Here is a 19,316-nt window from a genome sequence, read left to right as displayed (position 1 = left end):
GATTCCCAAATGCCTAACTAAAAAAGGATACAGGATTAAATAACAAATACAAAACAATTTTAGAGAGTAGTAGGCTTAGGTTTACTACTTTTTTTTGATACTACTTATATTTTTAATCCGGTCAATGAATTATACTATTTCCAAAATCTTATTGGCATAATTCCATAAAATTTCAGACTGATTTATAAATGTATTTGATATAGGCTTCATTTAATACAATTAGCGCACTTTTTTGATACAAAAGGAAACGTTGTAAGGTATTGTTTTCTTGTTATTTTGTTTATTGAAACCATTTACAAACTATTGACCAATTTTTAAATTATGAGAAAAGAAATTAGGCCTATTTTCGCCTTCCTTGTTTTGCTTGTTCAGGCCGTTGGTTTGGCGCAAGCCAAAAATCCAATAATTTTTGCTGATGTACCTGATATGTCTATGATCAGGGTTGGTAAAAATTATTATATGGCCAGTACAACGATGCACATGAACCCGGGTGTGCCCATTATGAAATCTACAGATCTTGTCAATTGGAAAATCATCAACTATGCCTATGATACTTTGGCAGATTTGCCGGCACTAAATTTGGAACAAGGAAAAAACATCTATAGCAGAGGTTCATGGGCAAGTAGTCTGCGCTACCACAAAGGTATGTATTATCTAACCACTTTTGCTCATGACATACCAGGTGAAACCTACGTTTTTAAAACAAAAGATATAGATAAAGGAAACTGGCAAAGAGTTTCTTTTAAGCCATCCCTTCATGACAGTTCTTTGTTTTTTGATGATGATGGCAAAGTATATATGATTTATGGCGGGGATTTACTAAAAATTGTTGAATTAAATGACGATCTGACAGAGATTAAACAAGACGTTCCGGAGAGAGTTCTCATCAAAAACGCCAGTGCACCAACAGGAAAAGAAGTAGGCCTTGCAGCTGAAGGTTCTCAATTATTTAAAGTAAAAGGGAAATATTATCTATTTAACATTTGCGCGCCACGCGGTGAAATGCGAACTGTACTTATACATAGGGCAGATAATATCAACGGTCCCTGGGAAGGAAAAGTTGCTTTTCAAGATAGAGGAATTGCTCAGGGAGGATTGATAGACACTCCCGATGGACGTTGGTTCTCTTATCTTTTTCGCGATTATGGTCCTGTTGGCCGCGTTCCTTATCTCGTTCCCGTAAAGTGGGAAAACGGTTGGCCTGTATTAGGAGAAAATGGTAAAGCCCCGGAAATATTAGACCTGCCAGCCAGTAAAGGTTTGATTCCGAATTTGGTTGCTTCTGATGAATTCAATCGAAAAAAAGGACAGGCAGCACTTTCTTTAGTATGGCAGTGGAATCATAATCCGGATAATGCGCTGTGGTCTGTAACGGAAAGAAAAGGATTCCTGCGCCTCAAAACAGGAAGAGTGGACACTGATTTTCTTCAGGCCAGAAACACACTTACACAACGTACTATTGGTCCAACAAGTTCAGCTTCTGTTGTCCTGGATGTTTCCAAAATGAAGGAAGGTGATTTCGCAGGATTATGTGCCTTTCAAAAAAAATACGGACAGGTTGGAGTGAAGGTCGAAAATGGTCAAAAATCGATAGTAATGGTAAGTGCCGGTTCAGATAAACCTGTAGAAGTACAGCAAATTCCTTTAACACAAAAGAGCGTTTATTTAAAGATTGATTGCGATTTTACAGGCATGAACGATGAAGCTAATAGCCTTTACACTCTTAATGGGAAAGATGAAGCTAAATTCTCGTACAGCTTAGATGGAAAAGTGTGGAATCCTATTGGAAATATATTGAAAATGAAATATGACATCCCGCATTTTATGGGGTATCGTTTTGGCTTGTTTAATTATGCAACAAAAGAAACAGGCGGTTATGCTGATTTTGATTGGTTCAGAATTAAATAGTAAGATAAAATCATGTATAACTATCCAACCGAACGGAGGATTTAATAACTAAATAAAATGAAACATACCTATAAACTTATAGCAACACTTATAACGATCTTAAATTGTTCTATTGGAGAAGCACAAAATCCTATAGTGCAGACCAAATATTCGGCAGATCCGGCACCAATGGTACATAACGGCACAGTGTATTTGTATACAAGCCATGATGAAGACGATGCCAATGCCGACGGCAAGGGTTTTAAAATGCTTAATTGGTCGCTTTATACATCAACCGACATGGTCAATTGGACAGACCATGGAATAGTTGCTTCCCTAAAAGATTTTAGTTGGGCAAAGCAGGATAATGGAGCCTGGGCAGTTCAGTGTATTGAACGAAATGGCAAATTTTATTTGTATTGTCCCATGCATGGCGGAGGTATAGGGGTTTTGGTTTCAGATAGTCCTTATGGTCCGTTTAAAGACGCTATTGGCAAGAAACTTATCGATCATCATCCCTGGAATGATATTGATCCTACCCCATTTATTGATAAGGACGGTCAGGCGTATTTGTTTTGGGGAAATCCCGGCTTGTATTATGTAAAACTGAATAAGGACATGATATCCTGTTCGGGCGAAGTGAAACAAGTACCCAATACTATAGAATCTTTTGGTAAACGCGAAGGAGAAAAAAATGATATAAGACCTACCACTTATGAGGAAGGACCATGGCTGTATAAACGCAATAGTCTGTATTATTTATTATTTGCCGCAGGGCCAATATCGGAACATATTGGTTATTCAACCAGTAAAAGTATAACAGGACCCTGGAAATATCAGGGTGTCGTCATGCCTACACAAGGAAATTCTTTTACCAATCATCCCGGTATAATTGATTTTAAGGGAAAGAGCTATTTTTTCTATCACAATGGTGCATTACCGCAAGGTGGTGGTTTTACCCGTTCAGTATGTGTAGAAGAAGTCACGTTTAATAAAGATGGTTCGATTGTGCAAATGAATATGACTGAAGGTATTAAACAGAGTTTAAATCCATTAAACCCTTATGTCAAAACGGAAGCTGAAACCATTGCCTGGTCCGAAGGAGTGAAGTCGATGGAAGATAATGTGGTTGGTAATTATATTATGGCAAAATACAATGACGCTTTTATCAAAGTAAAAGAAGTGGATTTCCGTAAAGGTGCTTCGAAATTCACGACAAGAATTGGCACAACGCACAACGGAAATGTTTCAGTGGAGATACGATTGGACTCTAAAAATGGAGAGTTGCTCGGAACCGTAAATGTACCAATGACGGGAGGCAATGACAAATGGGCATCGCAAACAATTGATGTTAAAAAAGTTTCAGGAATTCACGATTTGTATTTTGTTTTTAAAGGAGAAGCCAAGACCGATATACTGTATTTTGATTATTGGAAATTTTTAAAATAATTTTTTATAAAAAAAGCAATTGGCCAAAGCAGACCACGATGATTTTGAAGGTCCAAACCGTATCTATTTGAAGTAGGAGACTCTTTGGGATATGTTTCTGATGTTAAAAATAAGGATGCCCGTACCGAAGAAATGTCATATGGAATGATACTTATTAAACAATTATAATTATGCGTAAATTAATACTATTATTGACAGTCTCTTTATCTTTTTCGAGTATTTCGGCTCAAAATAAAGTTGAAAAATGGCGTATTTGTGAGATTGTTCTTAAAAGTGATTCAAAAGGCAATCCGTTCACTGATGTACAGCTAACTGCTAAATTTACAAATGGTGAGAATATAAAAATAGTTTCAGGCTTTTATGATGGAAACGGGACATATAAAATCCGTTTTATGCCACAAGCGACAGGTGCCTGGACTTATATCACATCAAGTAATTTAAAGTCACTCAATAATAAAAAAGGCAAATTTGAATGTATTTCAAACACCGATAGCAATCACGGACAAGTGATAGTGAAAGATACTTTTAATTTTGCTTATTCAGACGATAAACCATATTACCCTTTTGGTACGACCTGTTATGCATGGGTGCATCAGGGAGACAGTCTTGCCCGATTAACATTGAAAACCCTTGCTAATGGATATTTCAACAAAATGCGTATGTGTATTTTCCCTAAAGACTACGATTGGAATAAAAACGAGCCACTCTTGTATCCTTTTGAGGGAAAGCCTTTAACTGATTGGGATTACACGAAATTTAACCCTGTATATTTTCAGAATATTGAGAAAAGGATAGCGCAATTGGATTCACTTGGCATCGAAGCCGATTTAATTGTTTTTCATCCTTACGACCGTTGGGGGTTTCAAAAAATGGACAGAAAAACCGATGATTTATATATCAATTATATTATTGCCCGCTTTGCTGCCTATAAAAACGTATGGTGGAGCCTGGCCAATGAATATGATTTTATGAAGTCTAAGAAGACAGACGATTGGGACCATTTTATTCAGTTATTTGCCGAAAAAGACCCCTACAATCACTTGCGTTCAATACACAATGGAGCTGACCTCTATGACCAGACAAACCCCCTGATTACACATGTGAGCATACAAAATGAAGACACTCATAAAGCAAAAGAATTAAGGCCAAAATATAAAAAACCAATAGTTTATGATGAATGCCGGTACGAAGGAAATATTAATTGGCCGTGGGGGAATTTAACAGCTCAGGAGATGGTGAACAAATTTTGGCGTGCTGCTGTAAATGGTGGCTTTGTTGGGCATGGAGAAACTTATGTTACTGAAAATCCCGTTAAATGGGGATATGAATCGCAAGATATTTTGTGGTGGTCAAAAGGGGGAGTTCTCAGAGGGCAAAGTCAGGAAAGGATTAAGTTTCTAAGAAGTATAATTGAATCTGCCCCAGGATATTTAACACCAAGTATCAATACGGAATTTTGGGTGCCCTATTCATATGTTGCTTTTAAGGATGAATATTTTCTGCACTATTTTAGTGTTGACCAGTCACGCAGCCAAATTGTATATTTACCCGAAAATTCAAAATATAAAATTGAAATTATCAATGCATGGGATATGACAATTACGCCTGTTAAGGGAGAATTTAGCGGAAAAAATTTAATTCAGCTTCCGCAAAAACCTTTTACAGCATTGCGCATCACTAAAATAATGTGATTAGTTTCACTACGAATTTTGCTAAGAAACTCAGGTGTAATGCCAAGATAAGAAGTTATATTAGGCAATCTTAATGCAAGTTGTGGATATTGTTCCAAAAAATCTAAATAATGTTGATTGCACTTGAGCTAATATTTTGTAATAAACGATTTTTAAGCTCAATAAATTTTTTCTTCAACAATAACCCTGAAATTTCGATCAAATTTCGACACATTAACGAATAAGTAAAGTAAGTCTCCATTTATTCCAAATGCACCAAACTATTGGTAAACTCAGATAAGCTTACATGTTTAAATCGGTTTTGCTTCTACAGTACTTTGGTATTTAAATTATAATCCTCCAGTTAAGGCTGAAATCAACTCAAAACCTTCTTTTTAATAATCGAACCCGGATTAAAAACAAGTATTATCAGAAGAATACTGAAGGTCTTTTCTAAAATTATTTTGAAGTTTACTCAATAGCTTCTATTTCCATTTTGCCTTTTTAGCATGACTTTAATTTGTGATGCATCAACTTTCATACAGTTCTATTTTTCAGCAAAATTAATTTTAAAAGGGATAACAAATAAAGCAGCTTTTATGGAGACAAAAGACTCCTCCAAAATCTATAGAATTCTGTTAAAGAATCTCCCTCCACAATGCAAACTAAATGTTAAAAAATTAACTTTTATATATTGAATTTATTTCGAATCAGAGCTTGTTTTAAATTATTGAAATAACAATTTTTTGTGAGATTAAATATGATAATGAAATATTTATAGGTTTTTTTTTATGGCTCTTGTACAAATGCAACAATTGATACCGTTTTTTGATACAAAATGAGCCGTAGTTTGGCGCTGCTTTATTGTTAATTTGTTCCTAATGTTACATGGAAATGTATGACAAAATGAAATAACCAACATTAAAAATATTTCATGACAAAAGGCATCTTTTCATGTAAAATTAAACCACTTATTTTTTAACTAATTAACTAACTTAAAACTAATTTAATTATGAATGAAAAACACGTAATTCAACGCTATGTAAAAGCAAAAAAACTCTTTGGCAAGTATGCCTTGTTGTTTATGCTTTGTTCGTTTAGCCTTGCATCAGCCCAAAATTCTGATGTAAAAGCTACTGGTATAGTATTAGAAGATTCGAACAGTCAGCCACTTTTTGGAGTCACCATTTTTCTTAAAGGAACCAAGACAGGTGTAACTACGGACGTAGACGGGTCATTTTCTATTAAAGCTAAAATTGGAGAGACACTTGTTGCGAACTATCTGGGCTATGCAAGTACAGAAGTAAAAGTTACAGGCAGCCAATTAAAAATTCGTTTAAAAGAAGATCGAAAAGCATTAGACGAAGTAGTAGTAATTGGATATGGTAAAGCAAAGAGAAAAGATCTTACGGGATCCATATCTTCCATATCCGGTGAGGAGCTTCTTAAAACACATCCAGTAACATTTGACCAGGCTTTGCAGGGTAAAGTGGCCGGTGTAGTAGTGCAGCAGACTTCAGGCCAACCTGGAGGTGGTGTCAATATACAAATACGAGGCCTGTCTTCCTTTGGCAACAGTTCTCCCTTATATGTAATTGATGGCGTTATAATTGGCCAAAGTTATGGTACAGGGAATGGTACAAATCCATTGGCAGCTATCAGCCCTTCGGATATTCAGTCTATCGACGTCTTGAAAGACGCATCGGCAACAGCCATTTATGGTTCACAGGCAACTAATGGTGTAATTGTTATTACTACCAAGAGAGGTAAAGAAGGAGCGCCAAAAATCACTTATGAATTTACCACCGGATATCAGGAGCTGATCAAGAAATATCCAACCATGGATTTAAGGGAATATGCTAAGTTTATTAACGACAGGGCTGCTGTTTGGAATTTTGATACCAGACCGGAATTTGCCAATCCACAATATTTGGGCAAGGGTACAAACTGGCAGGACGAATTATTCAGAAAAGCTCCAGTAAAAAGCCATACCCTTACTTTGAGCGGCGGTAATGATAAAACGCAATATTTATTGTCGGGGTCTTATTTCAATCAGGATGGTATAGCAATTGGGTCTGAGTTTACAAGGACTTCATTAAGGCTGAATTTAGACAACAAAACCACAGACTGGTTAAAAGTAGGAACCAGTTTACAGTTGACCCATATTGATGAGAATGTAAATTCAACAGGTTCAAATGTTATCGCAGAGGCATTGGGTCAGACACCGGATATTCCTGTAAAAAATCCTGATGGCAGTTATGCCGGAGAAGAAAGCAGTGAAGGATGGATTGCAAAGCGTGTAAATCCTTATGCCCTTGCCCTTATTAACAAAAATAACCCTAAAAGAAATCAATTATTTGGTAACTTATATACAGAAATAGCATTTTCAAAGGCCTTGTCTTTTAGAAACGAAGTGTCAGGAAATTTTTCATTCAGGACAGAGGATAGATATAGTCCTACTTACAAGTTTGGGTTGGCGGAGAGAGTAGTGAATGACGCATTTTATTCCTATAGTCAGGACTATTTTACGACTTTCAGAAGTTTCTTAACGTATGCTAAAGTGTTTAAAAGCAAATATAATGTTAATGTGCTGGCAGGACATGAGGCACAGTTGTCCCAGTACGAAGATGTTTCTGCAGCAAGAAGAAATTTCATTTCGGATGATATTACCAATATAGGCAGCGGTGATGCGCTGACAGCAACCAATGGCGGGACTAAAAGAGAGAGTGCACAGGAGTCTTATTTTGGGCGTGTAAATTTTATTTATAACGACAAATATTTGTTTACGGCTAATGTCCGTGCAGACGGTACTTCAAAATTTGCAGCAGAGAACCGCTGGGTGACCACTTATTCAGGGGCATTTGCCTGGAAATTAAATAACGAGAAATTTTTAAAAGGCTCAAAAATTGTCAATGAATTAAAGTTAAGGGTAGGTTATGGTCTTACTAATAACCAGAATGCCGGAAATAATGCCAATTTAACTTTATTGACTTCAACTCAAAATGGTTTGGCTGGTAATGCACAAGTTACTTCTAATTTAGGAAACCCTGATCTTGAATGGGAAAAAACACAATACAGCAATGCCGGAATTGACGCAGCACTTTTTGGCTGGAAACTTAATCTTTCAGTTGATGTTTATAATCGTCTTACAGACGGATTGTTGATCCAGGTTCCCTTGCCATTGTATTCCGGAACGACTACCGGGTATTCTCCGGGAGCAATTGCAGCCCCGTATATCAATGCAGGAACTGTTAGAAACCGAGGGTTAGACCTTCATTTGAGTTCAAGAAACATAATAGGAAACGGAGAAGATTTTAACTGGAGTACCGATTTTACGTTATCCCATAACAAAAATAAAGTAATGAAACTAAATACAGACGGTGCTTCATTGCCTGGATACCTTGGAAATGACATTATTGCCCAAACGAAAGTGGGTGGATCTATTGGTGATTTTTACGGCTATAAAGTAGAGGGGATATTTGCAACTCCGAGCGATTTTCAAACGCATGCTTTGCCTACTGATACCGATGGCAATGTTTTGCCAGTCACACCAAATTCCGGTGGGGTATGGTATGGAGACCTTAAGTTTAAGGATTTAAACGGGGATGGCGTAATTACAGAAAAAGACAGAACCTATTTAGGTTCTCCTATTCCTGATTTTCAACTGGGCCTTGGTAATAACTTCAGCTATAAAGGTTTTGACCTGAATATTTTCTTTAGTGCCAATATTGGTAATGAAGTAATAAATGGTATGAGAATTACCGGAGAAAACCCTTTGACACAATATGGTTACCTGAAATCATTAAATGACTATGCTCAATTGGCCTTAATTGATCCAAATGGTTCAGCTTCAGATCCCAATAACGTATATGTTACCAACCCAAACACCACAATTGTAGGGCTTAGAAATAGTGACAGCAACAGAAATAACCGTTTCTCTGACAAGTACGTTGAAAATGGATCTTTTATCAGATGCAAGAGCATGACTATGGGGTATACAATGCCAAATGAGTGGATGCAAAAAATGCATATAAGTTCCCTGCGTATGTATGTTAGTGTAACCAATCCTTTTCTTATTACAAAATATACAGGAATGGATCCGGAAGTAGGTTCATGGAACCCGTTAGCAGCCGGAATTGATTATGGCTTTTATCCACAGGCCCGAACATTTACTTTGGGAATTAATGTAGGATTAACTAAATAAAAAATTAAACTTAACAGATATGAAATCAATTTACAAAATAACTATTTTAACCCTGTTGGGCGTACTGGTTTTGAGCGGCTGCGCGGATGATTTTCTCGATCGTCCCAATCTGTCAGAGACAAACACTGAAAATTTTTATAAGACAAAACAAGAAATCAGGTTAGCTACGGCAGGACTTTATGGCGGTAAAGTATGGGGTCAATGGCATAATAGCGCATATATTCCATTAGGGGATATATTAAGCGGAAATCTTTATCTTCAATATCAGGGTACAGACCTGGTGCAGCTTAATACTTTTACCCTTTCAGGATCCAATGGACGTTTAACAACCGGCTGGACAGGACTATATATTATAGTTGCACACTGTAATGCTACAATTAAGGGTATTGAAAATGCGCCGGCAACAGTTTCCGCCGCAGATAAAAATGCAGGATTGGCTGAGGCAAGATTTATACGTGCCATGGCCTACTACCACCTTGCCATATTGTGGGGAGAAGTGCCTATCATTGAAGATAATACGAAGTTGATCCAATCGCCTTTGGTAAATAAAAATAAAACAGCAGATGTCTACAGATTTATTACTGAAGATTTGACTTTTGCTGCAGAGAATCTTCCTAAAACTGATGAGAAAGGCAGGGTTACCAGCTGGTCAGCAAAGGGAATGTTAAGTAAAGTATATTTAACCTGGGCAGGATTAGGACAATTGGGAGGTACACGTAATCAGGACTATTTAGACAAGGCAAAACTGTATGCAAAGGATGTAATCGAAAACAGTGGTTCAGTTTTGTTTCCAAGTTATTATGATCTTTTTAAAACGCAAAATAATGATAATTCGGAATCATTATTTGCACTGCAATGGTCCAGTGTCAGTAGTGGATGGCTGGAAGGTAATCAATTGCTGACTTGGTCACCAAGTAACGAGATTAATCCACAAAAATCATCAGCCTATGGATCTCCGGCACCTAGTTATGACCTATTTTTAGCTTATACAAAGCAGGATTCTATAAGAAGGAAAGCGAGTATTATGATGACCGGTGACCATTATGCCGAATTAAATGCTGCCGGTGGTGGTTATACTGCAACAGCACCGGGCATGAAGAAACATATTATTGGTAATGAAGCAGATAATAATTCACCTGCAATGACAGCTACATCTTCTATAGAGCATAATTCATTATTAAGATTAGCAGATATTTATTTAATATATGCTGAGGCTATCCTTGGCAATGATGCATCTACAAGTAATGCTGATGCGTTATTGTATTTTAATAAGGTAAGAAAGCGTGCAGGTGTTGATCCGGTAACAGTACTAAATACAGATATCATTTTAAATGAAAGAAGAGTTGAGTTTGCGTGTGAAGGACAATATTGGTATGATTTGGTAAGATTGTCTTATTATAATCCTGTAAAAGCGGTTAATATTCTTAGTAATCAACAAAGGGTTCCGTTTGATTATAATGCTGATACCGAAGTAGCTACGCCTAAAGATCCTATTGGGCCTATTTCTCCTGCTACCTTCGGCACTTTTACTTTACAGTTGCCGGCAACAGAGGTGATTGCGAATCCTAAATTGAACGAGCCATCAGTACCGTATTATGAATAGTGATAAAAAATATATAAACATGAAAAAATTATTAAATAACCGTATTAGTCATTTGCTTTTTTTAGGCATGATGATTATGATTACAACGCTGACATCTTGTAATAATGATGATGATTCAAATGGTGCTCCTGTTATTACAGAGATAAGGAATTATGCAGCCGCTCCTAATGATACTCTTGTAAATAAATTGGTACCGGGTCAGTGGGTAGTCCTGAAAGGTTCAAATTTAAAAAATGCTGTTAAGATAGCCTTCAACGGTGTGGCAGCTCAGTTCGATGCAGGATTGTTTTCGGATACTTATGCTGTTGTACAGATCCCTTATGTAATTCCTTTTCCTTCGGTTCCTGAAAATCAGCTAAACACTATTGAAGTTGCTACGACAGGCGGTTCAACTATTTTCAATATTGATATCGTTGCGGGACCACCTGCACTTGCTGGTATTTCAAACGAAAACCCTGTTGAAAACGATTCGGTTACTGTATATGGAACAAATTTATTTCTTATAAAGGAGTTAAGTTTTGGAGGGGTAGGAATAACCGATTATATAAGTAAAGATGATGGAACTGCTATTAGCTTTGTAATGCCTAATAGCACAACTAGCGGGCCTTTAAAAATAACTACAGCATCAGGTGAAATCCTTACAACATTTAATGTAAATGATTTAACAACAGGCATGCTTTGTAATTTTGATACTATTGGCAGCATGGCATGGGGTACATCGACCAGTAATAACGATCCCGATTTCCCGGGTAACCATGGTTGGTATCCTATCCTAAATACTGGTGTTCTTGGTGCCGGTAATGGGTCATGGTGGGAAGGTGGCCGATGCATTAATATTGAAAATGGGTCAGAATGGGTTTCAGCAGCTGATTTGGATTTAGATATAGATCAATTTGTGCTTAAGTTTGAACTTAATGTTCCCGGAAATTGGAAAGACACTTCTATTTTTATTCTTAGAGATTACAATTGGGATTTTATAGCACGTTTTGAGCCATGGAAACTTTCAGAAACTAAAACAACTACTTTCACTACAGCAGGAAAATGGGTAACAGTAACAATTCCATTGACTGAATTCCGCACAAAAAAGGATGGCAAAGATGGTACGGGTAATTCGGCAGTAAGCTTGTCAGAATTATTTGGCACAAAAAAGAAGACTATAAATTTCTTTACCATGAATAACAGTGACAAGCCAACAACTGGTCTTCGTGCAGGCATTGATAATATTAGGATTGTGAAAATAAAATAACTCTTTAATTTAATAAACAGATTAATAGTCATTAAAAATTAAAACCTGCGGATATTCCATAAAACTTGAACTTCCGCAGGTATTGTAATAAAAAAAATATTAATTAAAAAAAACAAAAAATGAGACTTAAACATTTTTATAAAATTGTTTTACTGCTGATCATTACCGGATTTTCGGTCTCTTGTTCAAAAAACGATGACGAAGCCCCACAATTATCGGTTTCAGCAAAAACAGTTTCTTTTGAACCGGACGGAGGTACATCAGAAGAAATCACCATTGAAGCAAACAGTACATGGAGTGTTAGTAATTCGGCAACATCCTGGTTACAATTAACCAAAACAAGTGGCAATAGTGGCGCTACTGTAACACAATTTACAGCTTTAAGTAATGAAACCGGATTAACTCGCTCTGTTATACTAACTATTGAGGCAGCTAATGGTCAGGCCCGAAGAATTACCATTACACAAAGAGGTAATTTATATCCAACATATAACTTAACGCCTAAAGCTCCCGATGCAACAGGAATGGGCAGCACAGCGATGCAATTGTCTGCAAAAATGCATTTGGGAATAAATTTTGGCAATACCATGGAAGCACCAACCGAAGCTGAGTGGGTGAATAGTAAAATTACCGAATCGTATGTGAAATTTGTAAAAGCATCAGGTTTTAATTCTGTAAGGATTCCTTGTGGCTGGGTTTGGACCCATTTAAGCGATCCTGCAAAAGCAAAAATTGACCCTGCGTGGCTTAACCGCGTGAAAGAAGTGGTTAAATGGTGTGTGGATAATGATATGTATGTGATGCTAAATGCTCACGCGGATAATGGCTGGCTTGATAATAATATCACTAAGGCAAAGCAAGAGTCCGTTAATGCAATGCAAAAGGCGATTTGGGAACAGATTGCTACAACCATGCGTGATTTTGATGAGCACCTTATTTTTGCCGGTGCAAACGAACCTCCGGCTGATGATGCCGAAAAAATGGCTATACTTAATGGTTATCACGAAACATTCATCAAGGCAGTTCGCGCTACCGGAGGAAAAAATAGTTACAGGGTGCTGGTTGTGCAGGGACCTAGAACTGATGCTGTTTTAACTTATGATCTGATGAATACGATGCCAACAGACAACATTCCTAACAAATTGATGGTTGAGGTACATAACTACACACCTTCTTTATTTACGATAGTAACGGATGCAGATGTAAGTTGGGGCAAAATGATTTATTACTGGGGAGCTGGAAATCATTCTACTATTGAGCCGGAACGCAACGCTACCTTCGGAGAAGAGGATGTGATTGATTCTGAATTCCAAAAGATGAAACAAAAATTTGTTGATAAAGGTATCCCTGTGATGCTGGGTGAGTATGCAACCTGGAGAAGAACTGAAGGTCTCGGTAAGCCTGTTCCTAAGGATATGGCTATGCACAACAAGTCTGTGGATTACTGGTCATATTATGTGACCAAACAGGCTAAAGCTAATGGTATTGTACCTTTTTGGTGGGAGATAGGTTTTATGTTAGACAGAAAAAATAATGCGGTAAAGGACCAGGCTATGCTAGATGCCATTATTGCAGGAGGTAAGTAAAAAGTAAGACATTATAACTAAATAAAAATACAGTTTTGCGTATCATGTATTGGTACCCTTAAGCATAGACTGAATTTAAAAAAATCTGTGACTCTTAGGAGTCACAGATTTACTTATAAAGAATTCTCAGTGAAACAATGACAATAGATTTTAAGCTTAAAATTTATTAATTCTAAAAAAACAAAAAATGAGACTTAAACATTTTTATAAAATTGTGCTACTGCTGATCGTTACCGGATTTTCGGTCTCTTGTTCAAAAAACGATGACGAAGCCCCACAATTATCGGTTTCAGCAAAAACAATTTCTTTTGAGCCGGACGGAGGTACATCAGAAGAAATCACCATTGAAGCAAACAGTACATGGAGTGTTAGTAATTCGGCAACATCCTGGTTACAATTAACCAAAACAAGTGGCAATAGTGGCGCTACTGTAACACAATTTACAGCTTTAAGTAATGAAACCGGATTAACCCGCTCTGTTATACTAACTGTTGAGGCAGGGAATGGTCAGGCCCGAAGAATTACCATTACACAAAGAGGCAGCTTATATCCAACATATAATTTAACGCCTAAAGCTCCCGATGCAACAGGAATGAGCAGTACGGCGATGCAATTGTCGAATAAAATGGAAATGGCAATAAACTTTGGCAATACCATGGAATCTCCAGTTGAAGGGGAGTGGAATAGTAAAATTACCCTAGAGTATGTGAAATTTGTAAAAGGATTAGGTTTCAATGCTGTAAGACTTCCTACTGGATGGGTTTGGAGTCATTTAAGTAATGCGGATAAAATGACAATTGACCCTAAATGGCTTGATCGTGTGCACGAAGTGGTTAAATGGTGTGTGGATAATGATATGTATGTAATGCTGAATGCTCACGGAGATGATGGCTGGTTGGAAAAAAATGTCAATGCGGCAAACCAAGATGTGATTAATCAGAAGCTAAAGGCGATATGGGAGCAGATTGCTACAAAAATGCGTGATTTTGATGAGCATCTTATATTTGCCGGTACAAATGAACCTTCGGTTGAGAATGCCGAGCAGATGGCCATACTTAATAGTTATCACGAAACTTTCATCAAGACAGTTCGCGCTACCGGAGGCAAGAACAGTTACCGGGTGCTGGTTGTGCAGGGGCCTTCAACTGACATTATTAAAACTTCTCAGCTGATGACTCCGACTACGCTTCCTCATGACCCGGTACCTAATCGTTTGATGCTTGAGGTACATTTTTATGGACCTTGGCATTTTAATCTACCAAAAGATGGAGTATATAATGCGGACACCAAAGCGAGTTATTACTGGGGGGCTGGGAACCATTCTATTATTGAGCCATTGCGCAACGCCCCTGATGGAGAAGAGGATGATCTCCGTGTAGAAATCGGAAAGATTAAAAAGTTTGTTGATGCAGGTATCCCTGTGATGCTGGGTGAATATGGAACCTGGAGGCGTACTGCCGAGTATAACGGGCAGATTCCTCTAGATACGGAGATGCACAACAAATCTGTAGATGCCTGGACAACTTTTGTGACCAAAACGGCTAAAGCTAATGGTATGGTGCCATTCTTGTGGGAGATAGGTTTTATGTTAGACAGAGCTAATAATAAGGTAAAGGATCAGGCTATGCTAGATGCCGTTAAAGCAGGATATAATTAAAAAGTAAGACACTCTAAATAAAAATACAGTTTTGCAGGGCATCATGTATTGGTACGATTAAGCAAGGACTGAATTAAAAAATCTGTGATTTTTATGAGTCACAGATTTACTTATAAAGAATTCTCAGTGAAACAATGGATTTAAAATTTATTGTTTCTAAAAAAAAACAAAAAATGAAACTCAAACATTTTTATAAAATTATTTTACTGCTGATCGTTAGCGGTAGTCTTTCCGCACAAACTGTTTGGTTGGATCAGCTGGATCTTAGCCCGGCTTCACAGGGTTGGGGTGTACCTAAAAAAAACAGGTCGGTTGATGACAACATCATGACCATTGCAGGCAAAACTTTTGAGCGTGGCTTCGGCACACACGCAGAAAGCTCTCTTTTTATTCAGCTCGATGGTAAGGCAAATTCGTTTATCGCGCAGGTTGGCATTGATGATGAGGTGAAAGGGCGTCAGCCCGCCGCAGAGTTTATTGTATACGGCGATGGAGCGAAGCTTTGGTCGAGCGGTGTAATGCATGAAGATGATGTTGCCCGGCTATGTAATGTGAAACTTTCGGGTGTGAAACAACTTGAGCTGCGGGTAACTGACGGAGGAAACGGTGACAACAGCGATCATGCCGACTGGGCAGATGCAAAATTTGAGGCGGTCGGTGTGGCAAATTTTGCCACTTATTATCCTGTCCCAAGTGAGCCCTACATTCTTACCCCTGAACCATCGGCAAAACCGAAGATCAATAGCGCAAGCGTTTTCGGTGTCCGCCCAGGCTCTCCGTTTCAGTTCAGGATACCTGCCACCGGAGACCGGCCAATGACCTTTCAGGTTACCGGCTTGCCTCAGGGACTAAAGCTGGATCAAAAAACAGGATTTATCACCGGTAAGCTTGAAAAAGCCGGCACTTATGCTGTTCAGTTGAAGGCAAAGAATGCGAAAGGCATAGCCGAAAAAAGTTTACGCATTATCTGTGGTGATAAAATTGCACTAACCCCGCCAATGGGTTGGAATAGCTGGAATTGTTTCGCTCATGAAGTTTCCGGTGAAAAAATTAAGCGCGCTGCGGAAGTAATGGTGAAAACCGGGCTTATAAATTATGGATGGAATTATGTAAATATTGACGACTACTGGCAAAATAACCGCGATTCGAAAGATCCTTCCCTGCAGGGCAAGCTGCGGGACGAGGCTGGTAATATAGTTCCTAACAAAAAGTTTGGAGACATGAAAGCCCTGACAGACTATGTGCATGGCCTGGGTTTGAAGATCGGCATCTATTCCAGTCCCGGCCCCTGGACATGTGGTGGCTGTGCCGGTAGTTATGGTCATGAAAAGCAAGATGCCGAAACGTATGCCAAATGGGGTTTCGATTATCTGAAATACGATTGGTGCAGCTATGGTGGAGCGGTAAATGGAATACCTGACAACGACCCAAACAAAGTAATCTCTATATCTTACAATGGAGGTTATCAATTGTCTACCGCCGTCAAACCATACAAACTAATGGGAGAATATATCCGTCAGCAACCCCGCGACATTGTTTTCAGCTTGTGTCAGTACGGAATGTCGGATGTTTGGAAATGGGGCGATTCGGTAAGTGGAAACTCCTGGCGTACAACGAATGATATTTTGGACACCTGGTCCAACGTTAAAGCCATTGCATTAGCTCAGGATCGGACTGCAGCCTGGGCCAAACCCGGTAACTGGAACGATGCGGACATGCTGGTTGTAGGAACAGTAGGCTGGGGCAGCCTGCATCCGAGCAGGCTTAAACCAGATGAACAGTATCTTCACGTCAGCCTTTGGAGCCTTTTCTCTACTCCCCTGCTAATTGGCTGCGATATGGAAAAGCTGGATGCCTTTACCCTGAATTTATTGACAAACAATGAAGTGATTGCAGTTAATCAGGATGCTCTTGGCAAACAGGCTACCTGTGTTCAGACTATCGGAGATCTGCGCATTTATGCAAAAGAATTGGAGGATGGCAGTCGTGCAGTAGGCTTTTGCAATTTTGGACTGGAGAAAGTGGATATCTCTTACAAGGATCTGAATAAGCTTGGTATTTCAGGAAAGCAAAAGGTGCGTGATCTTTGGCGTCAGAAAGATATTGCAACAATTCATGCGGACAAAGAAGCTCTTTCGGTGAAGGCTCCGATGCATGGAGTAGTTCTGTACAAATTTACGCCGGTTAAATAGCAGGATAAGATCTCTTAACCTGAGCTCGATTTTATAAGTAAAGAAGCTTACTGGTTATCATTTGGAATAAACTTAATATGAAGAATTTAAAATGAAGGTTTTAAAGTTGAGGCGGGATTATTTAATCTGATCGGGAATCCAAGTTGGGAGATAAAAGTGAATATTATGGTTATGCGGTCTGATGAAACCCAGGTTTATTGACAAAGAGATTCCTGTGATACAATAACTAATTAATTGAATGAACCCTTAACGAGTATCCGTTTTTTGGGTAAAATAAAAAAACATGTTTAGAAAAAAAGTATTGTTAAGTACAGCCGTTGTTATGGCTTTTCTGGGCGGAGAATTCGCAGAAGCCCAGACTAATGCAGGTAAACCAAAAAAGGTTAAAGAAAACCTGGCAGAAAAATTTGCAAATGTTTCGCCGAAACTTACCTCCAATGATGCGAATCCATTATTAGATTTTATGTTTACAGCCGACCCGACAGCTGTAGAATACAATGGAAGAATTTATGTGTATGGCACGAATGATCATCAACAGTATGAGCATGTAGGAAAGGATGGAAAAAATACATACGAGCATATCCGTACACTGGTCATGATGTCTTCCGATGATATGGTCAACTGGACGTATCATGGTCTCATAGATACTGCAAAGCTGGCACCATGGAGTCAAAATTCCTGGGCCCCTTCCATTACATCCAGACTGGAAGCAGATGGGAAGACGCACTTCTATCTGTATTACTCCAATGGTGGTGGTGGCTCCGCTGTGCTTACCTCCACCTCGCCCGTTGGCCCGTGGAAAGACCCATTAGGAAAGAACATAGTCGACCGTTCTGTCCCAGGTGTGGATGTCGGAGCTCCATTCGACCCCGGAGTTTTGATTGACGACCAGGGTACAGGCTGGCTGAGTTTTGGAGCCGGAACGCCTAAAACGAAATATATGCCGGATAATGCCAGAATTGTCAAATTAGGAGCAGATATGATCAGTTTGGCAAGTGATATTGCCAAGATACCCGCTCCTTATTTTAATGAGGCCAGCGACCTTAACTTTATCAATGGAACCTGGGTTTATAGCTATTGTACGAGTTGGGATGAACGCACTGAATGGCCTTATAGCAATATTGATAAACCAACCGCGTGCAACATATCTTATATGACCAGTAAAACACCCTTAAATCCGGATAGCTGGAAGTATCGCGATAATTACTTTAAGAATACCGGCGACCTTAACGTAGGTCCTATGACAAACAATCACAGTCACGTGTTCAAGTTTAAAGAGAAATATTATTTTGCTTACCATGCCATGTATTTACAGGATTATTTTGGCACTAAAGGTGGTTTTCGTAATGTGGGTATCGAAGAAATGCAGGTGGATGAAAAGAACGTGAATTTCCCTATGGTCAAAGCAACTTTTAAAGGCCCGTCACAACTTAACCCCTTGAATCCATTCGTTCTTCAGCAGGCAGAAACCACTGCAGGCACTTCAGGGCAAGTGCAGTTCGAAGCCGTTGGTAATGTGGGCAATATGGTTGCCAAAGGAAAAGCTGATAACCAATGTCTTATGGTCAGAGGAGCTGATTTCAGCAAACAGATTCCTAAAAAATTCGAGGCCAGGGTGAAAGGAAAAGGCAGAATTGATGTGTATGTAAACAATCTTAAAGATAAAGCTATTGTTTCCCTCACATGTGATGGGAAGGATTGGATTACACTCTCAAAGAAAATAGGCCAGAAAATAGACAAAGGAACAGGGAATATCTATTTTGTATTTAATGGAGAGGGTTTTTTGTTTGACGAATGGAAATTCATTTATTAATTAGTATAG

The 19,316-nt window shown here is 38.6% G+C and carries 10 protein-coding genes; all 10 read left to right on the top strand.

Features of this window, described 5'->3' with window-relative positions; genetic code table 11:
• Nucleotides 1-321 precede the first annotated feature (321 nt).
• The 10 genes from ACEN92_RS05555 to ACEN92_RS05510 all read left to right on the top strand — a co-directional run bounded on the left by ACEN92_RS05555 (nucleotide 322) and on the right by ACEN92_RS05510 (nucleotide 19,307).
• Nucleotides 322-1,908 carry a glycoside hydrolase family 43 protein gene (locus tag ACEN92_RS05555; RefSeq protein WP_495641376.1) on the top strand — a complete coding sequence of 529 codons (1,587 nt, stop codon included), beginning with the start codon at nucleotides 322-324 and terminating at the stop codon, nucleotides 1,906-1,908.
• A gap of 57 nt (nucleotides 1,909-1,965) precedes the next feature.
• The gene (locus ACEN92_RS05550; protein WP_495641375.1) at nucleotides 1,966-3,336 is read left to right on the top strand and encodes a glycoside hydrolase family 43 protein; all 1,371 of its coding nucleotides are present in this window, start codon (nucleotides 1,966-1,968) and stop codon (nucleotides 3,334-3,336) included.
• 170 nt (nucleotides 3,337-3,506) lie between these two features.
• The gene (locus ACEN92_RS05545; RefSeq protein ID WP_495641374.1) at nucleotides 3,507-5,027 is read left to right on the top strand and encodes a DUF5605 domain-containing protein; all 1,521 of its coding nucleotides are present in this window, start codon (nucleotides 3,507-3,509) and stop codon (nucleotides 5,025-5,027) included.
• Between the two features lie 991 nt (nucleotides 5,028-6,018).
• Complete coding sequence (locus ACEN92_RS05540; protein WP_495641373.1) at nucleotides 6,019-9,210, top strand: SusC/RagA family TonB-linked outer membrane protein; 3,192 nt, start codon at nucleotides 6,019-6,021, stop codon at nucleotides 9,208-9,210.
• Nucleotides 9,211-9,229: 19 nt separating this feature from the next.
• Nucleotides 9,230-10,813, top strand: coding sequence for a RagB/SusD family nutrient uptake outer membrane protein (locus tag ACEN92_RS05535; protein ID WP_495641372.1), 1,584 nt, complete (start codon nucleotides 9,230-9,232; stop codon nucleotides 10,811-10,813).
• Nucleotides 10,814-10,832: 19 nt separating this feature from the next.
• Complete coding sequence (locus ACEN92_RS05530; RefSeq protein ID WP_495641371.1) at nucleotides 10,833-12,059, top strand: glycan-binding surface protein; 1,227 nt, start codon at nucleotides 10,833-10,835, stop codon at nucleotides 12,057-12,059.
• 119 nt (nucleotides 12,060-12,178) lie between these two features.
• On the top strand, nucleotides 12,179-13,645 hold the full coding sequence (locus ACEN92_RS05525) for a cellulase family glycosylhydrolase (RefSeq protein ID WP_495641370.1): 1,467 nt from the start codon (nucleotides 12,179-12,181) through the stop codon (nucleotides 13,643-13,645).
• 187 nt (nucleotides 13,646-13,832) lie between these two features.
• Nucleotides 13,833-15,302 (top strand): cellulase family glycosylhydrolase, encoded by a 1,470-nt coding sequence (locus tag ACEN92_RS05520; RefSeq protein WP_495641369.1) that lies wholly within the window; start codon nucleotides 13,833-13,835, stop codon nucleotides 15,300-15,302.
• A gap of 134 nt (nucleotides 15,303-15,436) precedes the next feature.
• A complete protein-coding gene (locus ACEN92_RS05515; protein ID WP_495641368.1) occupies nucleotides 15,437-17,494 on the top strand; it encodes an NPCBM/NEW2 domain-containing protein in 2,058 nt (685 codons plus the stop codon).
• Nucleotides 17,495-17,777: 283 nt separating this feature from the next.
• Nucleotides 17,778-19,307, top strand: coding sequence for a glycoside hydrolase family 43 protein (locus ACEN92_RS05510; RefSeq protein WP_495641367.1), 1,530 nt, complete (start codon nucleotides 17,778-17,780; stop codon nucleotides 19,305-19,307).
• Nucleotides 19,308-19,316: the final 9 nt, after the last annotated feature.

Source organism: Flavobacterium sp. Flavsp81 (genome assembly GCF_059491325.1).
The sequence above is the reverse complement of the archived record's forward strand: the minus strand, read 5'-3'. Positions and strand labels throughout refer to the sequence as shown.